This is a genomic window from Streptomyces sp. WM6372, from assembly GCF_001279655.1.
In the GTDB taxonomy this organism is placed as follows: domain Bacteria; phylum Actinomycetota; class Actinomycetes; order Streptomycetales; family Streptomycetaceae; genus Streptomyces.
On record NZ_LGDB01000017.1, the window covers coordinates 1 to 13,781 of the forward strand.

At 75.2% G+C, this 13,781-nt stretch carries 9 protein-coding genes; 7 read left to right on the forward strand and 2 right to left on the reverse strand.

What is annotated here, in order from left to right; all coding sequences use genetic code 11:
* Positions 1–2,845, reverse strand: a 2,845-nt coding sequence (locus tag ADK52_RS03565; RefSeq protein ID WP_063783765.1) for an ATP-binding protein, incomplete at its 3' end; no start/stop codon positions are given.
* A gap of 325 nt (positions 2,846–3,170) precedes the next feature.
* Here ADK52_RS03565 and ADK52_RS03570 point away from each other — a divergent pair.
* The 3 genes from ADK52_RS03570 to ADK52_RS03580 all read left to right on the forward strand — a co-directional run bounded on the left by ADK52_RS03570 (position 3,171) and on the right by ADK52_RS03580 (position 6,834).
* Positions 3,171–3,845, forward strand: a complete 675-nt coding sequence (locus ADK52_RS03570; RefSeq protein WP_053688313.1) for a helix-turn-helix transcriptional regulator — start codon at positions 3,171–3,173, stop codon at positions 3,843–3,845.
* A 164-nt stretch (positions 3,846–4,009) separates the two neighbouring features.
* Complete coding sequence (locus ADK52_RS03575; RefSeq protein ID WP_053688314.1) at positions 4,010–4,711, forward strand: DUF4255 domain-containing protein; 702 nt, start codon at positions 4,010–4,012, stop codon at positions 4,709–4,711.
* 140 nt (positions 4,712–4,851) lie between these two features.
* A complete protein-coding gene (locus ADK52_RS03580) occupies positions 4,852–6,834 on the forward strand; it encodes an ATP-binding protein (RefSeq protein WP_053688320.1) in 1,983 nt (660 codons plus the stop codon).
* A gap of 84 nt (positions 6,835–6,918) precedes the next feature.
* Here the strand turns inward: ADK52_RS03580 and ADK52_RS03585 are convergent, their stop codons facing one another.
* A complete protein-coding gene (locus ADK52_RS03585; RefSeq protein WP_078987915.1) occupies positions 6,919–8,319 on the reverse strand; it encodes an RICIN domain-containing protein in 1,401 nt (466 codons plus the stop codon).
* A 194-nt stretch (positions 8,320–8,513) separates the two neighbouring features.
* Here ADK52_RS03585 and ADK52_RS03590 point away from each other — a divergent pair, with 194 nt between their 5' ends.
* The 4 genes from ADK52_RS03590 (at position 8,514) to ADK52_RS42830 (ending at position 11,306) form a co-directional block, all read left to right on the forward strand.
* A complete protein-coding gene (locus ADK52_RS03590; protein ID WP_053688316.1) occupies positions 8,514–10,124 on the forward strand; it encodes a phage tail sheath subtilisin-like domain-containing protein in 1,611 nt (536 codons plus the stop codon).
* A gap of 71 nt (positions 10,125–10,195) precedes the next feature.
* The gene (locus ADK52_RS03595; RefSeq protein WP_053688317.1) at positions 10,196–10,639 is read left to right on the forward strand and encodes a phage tail protein; all 444 of its coding nucleotides are present in this window, start codon (positions 10,196–10,198) and stop codon (positions 10,637–10,639) included.
* Positions 10,639–11,151, forward strand: coding sequence for a hypothetical protein (locus tag ADK52_RS03600; protein ID WP_053688318.1), 513 nt, complete (start codon positions 10,639–10,641; stop codon positions 11,149–11,151). Before ADK52_RS03595 ends, ADK52_RS03600 begins: the two co-directional genes overlap by 1 nt.
* Positions 11,148–11,306, forward strand: coding sequence for a DUF6760 family protein (locus ADK52_RS42830; protein ID WP_182508456.1), 159 nt, complete (start codon positions 11,148–11,150; stop codon positions 11,304–11,306). The genes ADK52_RS03600 and ADK52_RS42830 overlap by 4 nt, the downstream gene beginning before the upstream one ends.
* Positions 11,307–13,781 lie beyond the last annotated feature (2,475 nt).

The following is a 13,781-nucleotide window of genomic DNA, read 5'->3' on the forward strand; positions in this document are numbered from 1 at the left end:
AGGAGCCGGTTCTGGGGGGCAGGGTGGGGGCCAGGGTGGGGGCCAGCGTGAGGGGCAGTTCCGACCTGCTGCGAATGCCCAGTTTCCGGTAGGTGCTCGTCAGATGGGTCTCCACGGTGCGTCGGGCCAGGTGCAGCAGGTCGGCTATCTCGGTGTTCGTCCGCCCCGCCGCGGCCAGTTCCGCGATGCGGCGCTCGCTGCCGGTCAGGGCCCCCGAGCCGGTCCGCGCCGCGGCCGGAACCCGGGCGCCGCCCTCGCGGAGGGCTCGTTCGGCCAGGGTGAGCAGCCGCAGGCCGCCCGTGCGTTCGGCCAGATCCGCCGCCTCGCGCAGCCGGTCACGGGCGCGCCCGCGTTCGCCGGCCGCGAAGAGCTGGCGGCCCTGGGCGAGGAGGGCTTCGACCAGCTCCATGCCGGCGTCGGAGGGCGCGTCCCGGAGGGTCTCGACCGCCTCCTCGGCAAGGTGCAGTCCGCGGCGGCCGCCGGTCGCGGTGCCGAGGACGCGCAGCGCGCGTCCCACCGTGCGCGGGGTGTTCCACACCCGGGCCAGCCGCAGCTCCTCGGTGGCCAGGGCCAGGGCCTCCTGGCCGCCGCCGAGCGCAACGCGGCACAGGGCGACCGCCGTCCGCCAAGGGGTGACGACCGGGCTGAGCACCTCGCGGGCGGTCTGGCGGCGGCCGCACTCCAGGAAGTCGTGGAGCGCGCCCGCCGGGTCACCGGCGGCGAGGCGCTGCACTCCCCGCGCGTAGAGGAAGCGGTTCAGCTCCCACGATTCCGGGGCCCGGCTCAGATCGAAGGCCTCGGCGAGCCGTGCGGCCTCCTCGGAGCGCCCCGTGTGTACGAGGGCCATCAGCACGTGGGCGTCCCGGTTGGAGGGTCCGCTGTGGGCGCGCGCGGCGACGGCCGCGCCATCGTCGCGCACGGCGATCAGTCGGGCGACGTCGCCGCGGGCCGCGGCGATGTCGGCGCGGGTGTTGAGCAGCGCGTGCTCCATGGGGTGGAGCAGGGCGGGGTGCTGGCCGGCCAGACCGCGGTCCACGAGCCGCTCGGCCTCGTCGAGTTCTCCGGCCCATTCGGCGACCGCCGCCGCCGTCCCCAGCAGGAACGGTTCGGCCAACGGATCGGAGGGCTGTGCGAGCAGGGCCCGTACGCGGTTCATGGCCTCGCCGGCCGATATCAGCCCGGCCGTCGCCTCGTACCGCACCAGCAGGGCCCGGCTGGCAGTGCCGACGAGCTCCGGCGCGCGCTCGCCGCTCTCGGAAAGCCTGCGGTAGGTCTCCTGACGGGTCGCGAGGTCGGCGTCGGACAGCAGCGCGGTGGCGGTCTGCACGGTGCGGGTGAGTCCGGGATGTCCGTCCAGGCTGCCCTCCGTGCGCCGCAGTACCTCCAGCGCCGTGGTGACCTCGCCACGGCCGACCAGGGCCGTGCCGAGGGCGACGGCCGCGCGCACCCGGTCGCGGGGCGCGGCCGGCAGGTGCTGTGCCTCCGCCAGCCGTGCGATGGCCGCCGCGCCGTCGGCCGAGGCGTACTCCAGCGAGCCCAGCTCGGTCAGCAGCTGCTGGCGCCGGTCGCCGGAGAGCGGTTCGTCCAGAGCGCGGCGCAGATAGCCGGCGGCGTCGCCGGGGCGGGCGTCGTGCACCGCCGCCGTCGCCGCGTCCCGCAGCACGCGCAGTGCCCAGGGCACGCCGACGCCCGGCGCGCGCAGCAGATGGGCGGCGACCGCCTCGTCGCGTTCGCCGCGCCGCAGCAGCGTCCGCGCCGCCACCCGGTGCACCGCCTCCCGTCGCGCGGTCGGCCAGCCGGTCAGCACGGCGTCCCGCAGCAGCCGGTGGGCGAGGCGCGGCAATCCGTCCGGGTCCGGGCGCAGGAATCCGATGCGGGTCATCGCGGTGAGCCAGCCCGCGACGCGCGCGGGGTCCGCACCGGCCGCCTCCGCCAGCACCCCGGCCACGTCCGTGCCCGCCGGACCGCCCGCGCCGCCTCCGGTCCGCCGTTCCTCCGTCTCCTGCGGCCACGCCTCCTCCAGCGCCGCCAGGCAGCGGGCCACCTCGGCCGTCGCCGCACCCGCACTGTCCAGCCACCACGAGACGGCCACCGGATAGCTCCCGGGGTACAGCGCGGCGCAGGTGTCGGGCAGCGGCGGGACCGTGTCCCGTGCGGAGCCGGCCGCCGGCCGGCCGCCGAGGTCGTCGAGCAGGGCGTGGAGCAGCATCGGGCTTCCCGCGCCCGCCCGTACGCACTGCGCCGTCCAGTGGGGTCCGGCCGCCGGGAAGGCGGCGCGGACGAGCTCGGCGGCTGCCGTGTCGCCGAGCGGGTCGATCGTGAGGGTGCGGACGAGGGACGGGGACAGGGACTGGGCGAGTCCGGCGGGCCGGGGGTCGACGTCGTACTGGCTGCGTTCGCCCGCCACGAGCAGCACCGGTAATCGGTCGATGCGGCGCACCGCCTCCCGCAGCCAGCGGCGTGACGGCTCGTCGGCCAGGTGGACGTCGTCGACCGCCACCAGGAGCGGGCCCTCGGCCGCGTAGGAGCGCAGCAGCCGCCACAGCCGGGCGGCGCTCCCCCGGTCGTCGCCGTCGGGTGTGAGATCGGTGAAGTCCAGTACGGGTCCCAGCAGTTGCAGCACCGTGGCGAAGGGTACCCGGGTGTCCTCCGGCGAGCACCGCGCCCGCAGCACGCGCAGGCCCCGGTCCGCGGCGTCCCGGACCGCGGCCTCCAGTACGGACGTGCGGCCGGTGCCGGTGGCTCCCTGGAGCAGCACCAGGCCCCCGGAACCGGAGCGGGCCCGCTCCGTCTCGGCCGCGAGGAGCGCCAGGGCGCCGTCGCGTTCGCGGAGCGGTCCGGTCATCGGTGCCTCCTGTGGTGAAGGGTGTGATTTCCCGCCGGTGAGACGACGGAAATCGTGACGGGGTGGTGCGAAGTGGCGTACCTCACTCCGACCCCGCGGACTTGTCCCGTTTCTGTCGGGACCTGCTGTGACCTGCGGTGACGCGCCCGATGACGGCCGGTCTCGTGGTGGTCTGCGCCGCGGTCTCGTGGTGCGGCTCGTGGTGCTCCACGATTGCGGTCCCCGCGCCGCCCGACGAAGGGTTGAGGGTGCTCATCCGCCACCGGCCGGCGCTCCGCGGCGGGCCGCTGAACAGGGGAAACGGTTGCTCAACTCATTCCGGACCATGACCACGTCCGCTCTCGACACGGACCGGAACACCACGGGCCGGACCGCCGGCTCCGTGGACCGGCGCGTCCGTGTGACGGTGTCCGCCGGGGACCCGATCAGCCGTGAGGGCGCGGTCAGCCAGTTGCGCAGACGACCGGAGATCGAGTTGTGCGAGGAGTCCGGCCCCGGCAGGGTGGCCCTGCTCGTGGAGGACGCGCTCGACGAGGCGGCTCTGACCCGGCTGCGCAGGATCGTGCGCAGTGAGGGAGCCCGCGCCGTGCTCGTGGTGGGCGCGATGCGGGAGAACGAGTTGCTGGACGTGGTGGAGTGCGGTGTCGGCGCGATCGTCTGGCGCCAAGAGGCCACCGCCGAGCGGCTGGTACAGGCGGTGCTGGCCGCGTCCCGCGGGGACGGCGATCTGCCCGCGGATCTGCTCGGCCGGCTCATCCACCAGGTGGGCGCGCTGCACCGGGGCGCAGCGGGCCGGACCGGCTCGCCCCTCGGGCTCACGCCCCGTGAAGTGGACGTCCTGCGCCTGGTCTCCGAGGGCCTCGACACCGGTGAGATCGCGGGCAAGCTGTCCTACTCCGAACGGACCGTCAAGAACGTCATGCATGGGCTCACCACACGGCTTCATCTGCGAAATCGGGCGCACGCCGTGGCTTTTGCCCTTCGGGAAGGCTACATCTGACCGTTCGGGCAAACGAATGCGGCGGTGCGTGTCCTCGGGGGCAGGGCGGACTGCCCCCCGGCCGTCCCCGGTGCCCCTGCGGTCCGGGCGGCCGCCCGGGGGACGATCGACGGTGGACGACGGCCGGGCGGAAACGGCCGTGCGGGCAGAGCGGGAGCGCAGGCGTGATCCACGAGGTGGACGAGATACTCAAGGGCCTCCTCGGCGGCGGGGCGTTGGCGGGTTCGGGCATCGAGGTGTCCTTCGAGGCACCGACCCGTGACTGGGCTGCCCGGCGCAACGCCCCTGTGGTCAACACCTATCTCTACGACATCCGCGAGGACGTGACCCTGCGGCAGCGCGGCCACGTGGCGGTGCGGGACGAACGCGACGTGGTCGTGCGGCGGCGTCAGCCGCCGCGCTGGTTCCGGCTGTCGTACCTGGTGACGGCCTGGACGAAGACGCCTCAGGACGAGCACCGGCTGCTGTCCGCCGTGCTCGCGACGCTGCTGCCCCGTGAGGTGCTGCCGTCGGACGAACTACCGGGTTCCCTGCGGACGCTGGGTCTGTCCGTGCCGCTGACGGTGGCCGGCGTCCACACGGAGTCGCGGTCGCTCGCCGAGATCTGGTCCGCGCTCGGCGGCGAGCTGAAGCCGTCCCTCGACCTGGTGGTGACCGCGCCCTTCCCGGCCTTCCCGGAGTACGACGCGGGGCCGCCGGTCACCGAGGGCGCGACGCTGCGGGTGGGCGGACTGGACGGTGACCCGGCGGCGTCCGAGGGCCGTTCGCACCGCCCCCACCAGGTGGCGGCCGCACGGGCGGCGCGCGCCGCCCGCAAGGACGAGGCCTCCCGCCAGGAGGCCCCGGGCCGCTCGGACGCGCGGTGAGCGCCCCGTACGCCGTCTCGGATCCGGTCCCGGGTCCGGGTCCGGGTCCCGGGACCGAGCCCGAGCCCGGTCCCGCTCCCGGTCCGGAGGCGGCCGGCGCCGGGGCACCGCCCGACGCCGTCGACGACCCCGCCCGCGCGCTGCTCACCCGTCTCGACGGGCTGCGCGGGCGGGTGTCCGCGCTCGTCGAACGGCGGACCGCCGGCGATCCCACGGCCGACGACCCCCTGCGCGGCCTCTACCTGTCCGAGGAGGCGGTACGCCACCTCCTGGGCACCTGGCGGTCGGCGGTGACGGGCGACGGGACCACACCCGGCACCACCGCCGGTCAGGCCGCCGGTGAGGAGCAAGCGCCCGGCCCCGGCGACCGGCTCGCCCGGCTGGCCGAGCGGGCGTGCCTGACCGCACTCGACGTCGCCGTCGTGCTCGTCGCCCTCGCTCCCGACGTCGACCGGACCTTCGAACCGCTCTACGGCTACCTCAACGACGACGTCAGCAGGCGCCGGGCCACCGTCGGCCTCGCCTTCGACCTGTGCGGGGTCCCCCCGCAGTCCGCCGCGGCCCGGGCCCGCCTGCACGCCTGCGCGCCCTTGGCGACCCTCGGTCTGCTGGAGGTGGAGGAGCCCGAACGTCCCTTCCTGACACGTTCGTTGCGCGTGCCCGACCGGCTGATCGGGCACCTCCTCGGCGACGACACACCGGACGCCGCGCTGCTCGACCTGCTGCGCCCGATCCCGGAACCCCTGCCCTCCGACACCGCCGCCGAGCACTTCACCCACCGGCTCGCGGCCCTCCTGGAGAACGGCCCCGCCACCGTCTACCTGCGGGAACAGCGCGAGGGCGACGGCCTGGCCGCGTACGCCGCCGCCCTGCGCGCCGCCGGCCTGGACGGGCTGTGCTGCGCCCCACCCGGTGAACACGTCGGCGAGCTGCTGCGCGAGGCCCGCCTCAGCGGCCGGGCCGTCGTCGTACCGGCCCTGCCGGAGCGGCCCGGCCCGCTGGTGCGGGCGCTCGCCGCGGCGCCGGACGTGACCGTGCTGCTGGCCGATCCCCGCCCGTACGACCCGCACTGGTGCCCCGAGGACCCCCTGGTCCTGGACGCGCCGGGCCGCCGGGGCGGCGGGACGGCCGCCTGGCGGGCCGCGCTGGGCGCGGACGCCGACGGCTTCGACCTCGCCGCGACGGTCGCCCCGTACCGCCTCGGCGGGGACCGCGTGCGGCGGGCCGCGCAGGCCGCCCGCGCGCTGGCCGCCTTCGACGGCGGTCCGGTCACCACCGCCCACGTACGGCGCGCCGCGCGCCGCCAGTCGGCCTCGGGCCTGGAGAGCCATACCCGGCGCATCCGGCCGGCCGTGGACTGGGGAGACCTGGTCCTGCCCGCAGGGCCCCTCGGGCAGCTGCGCGAACTGGCCCTGCGGGCCCGCCACCGCAACCGGGTGCTCGGCGACTGGCGGCTCAGCGCGGGCGGCGGGCGCGGCCGGGGCGTCCTCGGCCTGTTCGCCGGGGAGTCCGGCACCGGCAAGACGCTGTCGGCGGAGGTCGTCGCGGCCGACCTCGGTCTCGATCTGTACGTGGTCCAGCTGTCGTCGGTCGTGGACAAGTACGTCGGCGAGACCGAGAAGAACCTGGAGCGGATCTTCACGGAGGCGGACCGCACCGACGCCGTGCTGCTCTTCGACGAGGCCGACGCGGTCTTCGGCAAGCGCTCCGAGGTCAAGGGCGCGCACGACCGCTACGCCAACATGGAGAGCTCCTATCTGCTCCAGCGGCTGGAGTCGTTCGACGGCATCGCGCTGCTCACCACCAACCTGCGCGCGAACATCGACGAGGCGTTCACCCGGCGGCTGGACCTGGTGGTCGACTTCCCGTTCCCGGACGCCGGGCAGCGCCTGGCGCTGTGGCGGCACGGGCTGGCGCACGTGCCCTGCGCCGACGGCATCGACGCGGCCCCGCTGGCCCGGGACTTCGAGCTGGCCGGCGGTTCCATCCGCAGCGCGGTGGTCACCGCCGCCTACCTCGCCGCCGGGCGCGGCGGCGAGGTGACGGCGGAGGACCTCCTGGAGGGTGCCCGACGGGAGTACCGCAAGGCGGGGCGGCTGGTGCCGGGCGAGGGCGGCTGGTGATCCGGCGGCCGGCCCGGTGACCAGCCCCGTGGCCGGGCCGGTGACCGGGCCGGTCACCGGCCCGGCCGCCGCCGCCGCCGGGCATCATTCGGTCTTGGGGTGGACGATCTTCCACTCCTGGTTGCCGGTGTTGCTGCATTCGGAGATGTTCAGCCGGTCCCCCACGCTGGCCCCGCCGTTCACGTTCAGGCACTTGTTGTTGCTGGCGTAGTTGCGGATCCAGTAGTCGCCGCTGTCCTGCTTGTCGATCCACCACAGCTGGTTGTCGGCGGTGGTGCCGTCGCAGTGGAACTCGCCGATGCCGGTGCCCACGGGCCGGGCGCCGTACTCGCCGAGGTCCATGCAGAACTGGTCCTTGACGTTGCGGATCTGGAAGAGCGGCTTGCCGCCGGGACCGAGCTTCGGGTACTTCACCTCCAGGTTCCAGAGCTGGTTGTCCCCGTCGGTGCCGTCGCAGTCGCTCTGCTGGACGGGCATGTTGATCTGACCCTTGTCACGGCCCGGCAGTTCGGCGCACTTGCGGGTGGATGCGTTGCGCAGCAGGACCTTCTCGGCGGGCACCACGGGCGGCGGTCCCGCGGGCTTCTGGGGCTGCCCTCCCCCGCCGCCGTCGTCCTTGGGCTTCTCGGACTTCGACGGTTCGGGTTGGGCGCTGGGCGACGGCGGCGGGGGCGGTGGAGGGGAGAGCGCCGGAGTGGTCGGCAGAACGGCGCCCGCCTGCTCGGTGGCCTCGGTGGCCTCGCTGCGGACCTGCGGCTTGTAGGCGATCCAGATCATCACGGAGGCGATGGCCACGGCCAGGAAGAGCCCGAAGGACGTGGCCAGCCAGCGGGGGAGGAAGCCGCGCTGGACGTACGTCCCCTCGACCTCCAGCGGCTCACTGCCGGAGCGGCGCACCGCGAGGGTGTAGGGCCGCTCCTCCTTCGAGCCGAACCAGATGGTCTGCCGGGGCCGCAGGGTCGTGCCGACGAACGCCGCACGCCCCGGCTCGATCTGGACGTTCCCGGGGCGGATCTCGTACGTGAGGTGGTCACCGTTGTCGCTGCCCGTGACCGACGCCGTCACCTTGGTGTTGCCGAGGTTGTCGACCGCCAGCTTCGGGCGTCCGCGGAAGCGGCCCTTGACGGTCGGCGGCACGAGTTCGGCGCGCACCTCGGTGAACGGGGTGATCGTCAGGTTCCCCTCCGGAACCGTCACGGCCTCGGGATGCTCGGTCGGGGTGATCCGCACCGCGTACGGGTTGGGCCCGGCCGTGGCGTCGGGGGTCCTGGGCGGCGCGAACGTCAGCTCGACCGTCCCGGTGGTGCCCGGGTACAACCTCAAGGTCGCCGGTTCCACCGCCGTCCAGGGCGCCACGTCGCCGACGGGCTCGAAACGGTATTCGTCCACCACGTCACCGGTGTTGCGCACGCGCAGACGCACGCGCGTGCTGCTGCCGGGGTCGACGGTGACGGAGGCGGGTTCCAGAGAAGTCCATAGGCTCACCCCCGGCACGCTAACCGGGCGCCCGTCGCCGGGCAGGAGCCGCAAGGGCAGACCTGGTTGCCCCGGCGCTGCCCCTCCAGGCAGCGGCGGGGGCAACGACGGTGCCCCCGCCCGGGTACCGCGGGACGTTTCGGCGGGCGGGACGCGCGCGCCATGGTGGGGGTGTCCTGTCTCGTACCCGAGGAGAGCAGAGCATGCCGTCCTATCTGTCGCCCGGCGTCTACGTCGAGGAGGTGGCCAGCGGTTCGCGCCCGATCGAGGGAGTCGGCACGTCGGTGGCCGCCTTCGTGGGTCTGGCTCCGTCAGGCCCGCTGAACGAACCCACGCTGGTGACCAACTGGACCCAGTACGTCGCGGCCTTCGGCGACTTCACCGACGGCTACTACCTCGCGCACTCCGTCTACGGGTTCTTCAACAACGGCGGTTCCGCGGCGTACGTCGTGCGCGTCGGCGGCTCCGCCGAGGACGCCGCCGGGCAGGGGCAGGCGTCCGCGCCCGCCGCCGTCACCGGTGCCGCCTCCCCGCCCGCGCTGCCCGCCGCCGAGCCCCGCCCGCTGGGCACCTTCGCCGTGGCCGCCACCGCGCAGGGCAGCGGAGGCCCGCTCTCCGTCGAGGTCGCCGACCCCGAGGGCGAAGGGCCCGCCGAGCGTTTCAAGCTGATCGTCAAGGACGGCGACAAGCCGGTCGAGACCTTCGACGTGACGGCGAAGAAGGGCAGCCGTTCCTACGTCGTCACGCAGGTCAAGGAGCGTTCCAGGCTCATCGCCGTGACCGAGGCCGCGCCGTCCGCGCAGCTGGCCCGTCCGGAGAACCAGACCGTGGAGCTGCCGGCGCCCGTGCCCGTGCCCGCGCCCGTCGGGCCGGCCGCACCGGCCGGCCGCGCCGAGGGCTCCCACCCCGGCCCCGCGCAGTACCTCGGCGACTCCGCCGACCGCACGGGCTTCGGCGGCCTGGAGGCCGTGGACGAGATCTCCATGGTCGCCGTGCCCGACCTGATGGCCGCCTACCAGCGCGGTGCGATCGACCTGGAGGCCCTCAAGGCGGTCCAGCTCGGTCTGATCGCGCACTGCGAGCTGATGGGCGACCGGGTCGCCATCATCGACCCGCCGCCCGGCCTGAACGCCCGTGACATCCGGGTCTGGCGCCAGGAGACGGCCAACTACGACTCCAAGTACGCGGCCCTGTACTACCCCTGGATCAAGTCCTTCGACCCGGCGACCGGGCAGTCGCGCCTGGTCCCGCCGAGCGGCCACATCGCCGGCATCTGGGCCCGCAACGACTCCGAGCGCGGTGTCCACAAGGCCCCGGCCAACGAGGTCGTCCGCGGCGCCGTCGACCTCGAACTCCAGATCACGCGCGGCGAGCAGGACCTGCTCAACCCGATCGGCGTGAACTGCATCCGGGCCTTCCCCGGCCGCGGCATCCGCGTCTGGGGTGCCCGCACCCTCTCCTCCGACCCGGCCTGGCGCTACCTGAACATCCGCCGGTACTTCAACTACCTGGAGGAGTCGATCCTGATCGGGACCCAGTGGGTGGTGTTCGAGCCGAACGACCACAACCTCTGGGCGCGCATCCGCCGCAACGTCTCCGCGTTCCTGGTCAACGAGTGGCGCAGCGGCGCCCTGTTCGGGCAGAGCCCCGAGCAGGCGTACTACGTCAAGTGCGACGAGGAGACGAACCCGCCCGAGTCGGTCGACCTCGGCCGGGTCATCTGCGAGATCGGCATCGCGCCGGTCAAGCCCGCCGAGTTCGTGATCTTCCGGCTGGCGCAGTTCTCCAGCGGCAACGGGGAGCTGGAGGAGTGACCGGGCGCGGAGCCCGCCTCCGCCCCGTCGCCTGACCGTGCCCCTCCTCCCTTCAGAAGGACAGCGAACACATGAGTCTCCAGCCGGGTGACGCCCTCACGTCACACAACTTCGGCCTCCAGATCGACGGGGTGATGGTCGAGTACCTCGCCGAGGTCAGTGGTCTCACCCTCGAGCAGGACGTCATCACCTTCCAGCAGAACAGCGCGCAGGGCCGGCCCGAGGTGTCGCTGATGCCGGGCGTGCAGAAGAACGGCCAGTGCACGGTCGTGCGCGGCATGACCCAGTCGGGGTCGTTCACGCAGTGGATCAACGACTCGATCCGCGGCCAGATGAGCACGGCCCGCAAGAACGCCTCCATCATCATGATGGATTACCAGGACAACCCGGTGAAGCGCTACAACCTGCGCAACGCCTGGTGCAGCAAGATCGAGACGAGCACGGTGAAGGCCGGCGAGGCGGCGGCGCTGACCGAGAGCGTCACCATCGTGTTCGAAGAACTGGTCATCGAGTAATGCGGCGTTCGGCTGCCAAGGCTCCGGCCTCCACGGCGCCCCAGGGCGCGGGGGCCGGGGCCGATCTCCCCGGCGCGGCTCCCGCTGCCGCACCGGAGCACGCACCCGCCGGCCCGCCGGCCGACCCGGTACCGCGGCAGTCGCTGCGCACCGAGTTCCCCTTCGAGCTGCCGCGCGGGTACGTCGACGACGCGGGCACCGTGCACCGTGACGGTGTCATGCGGCTGTCCACGGCCCGCGACGAGCTGGTCCCGCTCCGGGACGTGCGCGTGCAGGAGAACCCGGCGTACCTCTCGGTGGTGCTCCTCGGCCGGGTCATCGTCCGGCTGGGCACGCTGGCGATGGTGCACGACGGGATCGTGGAGAACATGTTCGCGTCCGACCTGGCGTTCCTCCAGGACTTCTACCGCCAGATCAACGCGGAGGGCCACACCCGCGCGGCCGTGCAGTGCCCGCACTGCTCGGAGCCCTTCGAGGTGGAACTCGGCGGGAGCCGCCTGGGGGAATCGTGACGTACGCGAACGACCGGCTGCACGAGGAGATCGCGTACGTCGCCTACCACTTCCACTGGGGCCTGGACGCGATCCTGGACCTGGAGCACCAGGACCGGCGCCGGTACACCGAGCAGATCGCGTCCCTCGTGACGCGCGGCGCGCAGGAGGGCTGAGCAGGTGGCATTCCTGGACCGGCTGCGGGGGCGACGCAGCGACGGCCCCACGTCGGCGCCCGGCGGCTCCCCGGCGGTCGGTGGTTCCCCGGCGGTCGGTACCGAACCCGCGAGCGCGACGCCCGCGGCGCACGTGTCTTCCGCGGGCCCGGTGTCTTCCGCGGGCCCGGTGCCTTCCGCGGGTCCCGTGCCCTCCGCTGGCCCGGTGGCCGTCGCCGCCTGGTCCGGCCTGCCACCGCTGCGGCGGACGACGGGCGACGAACCGACGGGCGTCGCGGACGCCGGCTTCGGCGGGCGACTGCCGACCTGGCAGAACCCGTCGTTCACCCGGGCCCCCTCCCCCGCGGTCCTTGACCCCATGGCGGGCAACGGCCTGCTGTCGGGTGCGCTGACCGGGGCCACCCTGCCGGTCCCTGGACTCGGACGGCCCGCCCCGGAGCTGCCGTCGGGCCGAGCCGCCGGCGCACCCGCCGTGCAGCCGGTGCCGGTGGCCCCGCTCCGAGCGGTCCCGCGCTCCGCGCCTGCGGCGACCGTAGCCCGGGCGCCTCGGGCACCGTACTCGCGCGCCGACCGGTCGGCCCCGTCGCGGACGCGGGCTCAGGAGCCGGGCCGGGCGACAACGGGGCAGACACCGAGTCAAGCGCCCGTGCCGGTACGGGAATCGATGCCGGTCCCGGCGCGGCCGGCGAACCGTGGTGTCCAGGTGATGCCCGTGCCGTCGGCTCCGCCCCGGACGCGGCAGCTCCTGTCCAAGGCACCCGCCGTGCCGACGGCTGCCCGGCGGACCCTGCCCGCGACGCACCGGACCGCCCCTGCGGGGTCGGCGGCGTCGGCGTCGGCCATGGCAACGGGCCCGTCGTCCTCGCCGTCCGATGTCGACCGGGCCGGCCCCGGCGCGTCCGCCGACGCCCCGAGCGCCGTGGCCCCTGCGCCGCGGGCTGCGGCTCCCCGCGCCGGGTCGCGGCCGGACCCGGCTTCCCCGGGCGACTCCGTCGTTCCGGCCCCTCCCACGGGCGGGCCATTGGTCCCGCCTCCCCCGCAGGAGCGTCCGGGGCAGGGCGGCCCGGTGCAGGCCGGTCCGGTACGGGGCGCCCCGCCCCGTCCGCCGTCCGGGCACGCGGGTCCGGCCGCCGGGCGTACCGGACTTGGCGCACCGGTGCAGCGTCAGGTTGTCCGCCGCCCTGAGGGTTTCGCGCCGCGCGCCCACGTGCCGGGCGGGTCAGGCCTGCCCGGCGCCCCGGGCACGCGGGGGCCGTCGGTACCCGAGGCGGCGACCAGCGAGCGGCGTACGGCACCCCGGCAGGGCACTCCGCCGGCCGCGCAGGCGCCGCGTACGGACACGCCCGGCGGTGCACCGATGCCGGCGCCCCGGGGAACCGCCACGAGCCCGGGCGCCCCCGCCCCCGCGCGGGAGTCGGCACCGGCCTCCCCGGTACCGACGCCCGGGACCGGTGCGGTCGTTCAGCGACCGGTGCCCGCGCCCGGAGCGGCTGACGATCGTCACTCCTCCACCGTGCCCGACGCCACGGCCGGCAGGCCCACCGTCCAGCGGGCCGTCCGGCCCCCCACGCCCACCGAGAGCGGTGTCCCGGCAGCCGGTCCCGACGCACCGGCGACGCACGCAGCTCCCCCGCAGGCCCGCCCCGCGACCGCGCCGGCGACGGACGCCTCGGCGACGCCCCGACCGGCTCCGCGCACCACGCCCCGGTCCGGCGCTCCCAAGCCGACGCACGTTCCCGGCACTCCGCCCGGCCGGCGCACCGTGACCCCGACCCCGGCCACCCCGGCGGGGGCATCACCCGCCGGACCGGTTCCCCCGTCTCCGCCCGCCGACCGGCCCACGGGCTCCCCCGTCCCGCCCCTGGCGGCGCTCCCGGAACAGCCGCACGCCGACCCGGCCACCCCGTCGCCCGCCGCCGGTCCTCCGACCGCCCGTCCGGTTACCGCGACGTCCCCGGTGGTGCAACGCTCCACGACCCGCCCGTCCGCGTCCACGCCCGCAACGGCCTCCGCTGCCGTACCCCCGTCGGCCCCCGGGCGTACGGGGTCGCAGCACGACCTCGTCGTCCGGGACCCCGGACCGGATCGCCGCCCGCGTGCCGCCACCGGCTCCACGCCCGCGGAGCCGGTGGCGCGCCCCGTCACGCCTCCCCGGGCGGGGCTGGGTGCACCCCTCCCGTCCCCGGCGCACCCGGCTCCCGCGCCCGGCCCCGCCCACGTCACGGCTCCGGCTCCGGCTCCGGCAACCGGCCGTACGCCCGACGCCCCGCGCCCCTCCGCTCCCCTGCCGGCCGCCCCACAGCGGCGCTCCCCGCTCGGCGCCCCCCTCACGGGCGTTCCCGCCCGCACGGCACCGACCCCCACCCCGCAACACCGCACTCCCCGCACCGACACGTCCACTCCCCCACCCGCCCAGCGCGCCGCGGCACCGACCACACCCCCCCCCACCCGGGGGAGGGCCCCGGCGCCCCCCCC

What these genes read in the sequence shown, in the direction of transcription:
- ADK52_RS03570 (WP_053688313.1), top strand. Translation starts at nt 3,171, where the DNA reads ATGACCACGTCCGCTCTCGACACGGACCGGAACACCACGGGCCGGACC.
- ADK52_RS03590 (WP_053688316.1), top strand. Translation starts at nt 8,514, where the DNA reads ATGCCGTCCTATCTGTCGCCCGGCGTCTACGTCGAGGAGGTGGCCAGC.
- ADK52_RS03595 (WP_053688317.1), top strand. Translation starts at nt 10,196, where the DNA reads ATGAGTCTCCAGCCGGGTGACGCCCTCACGTCACACAACTTCGGCCTC.
- ADK52_RS03600 (WP_053688318.1), top strand. Translation starts at nt 10,639, where the DNA reads ATGCGGCGTTCGGCTGCCAAGGCTCCGGCCTCCACGGCGCCCCAGGGC.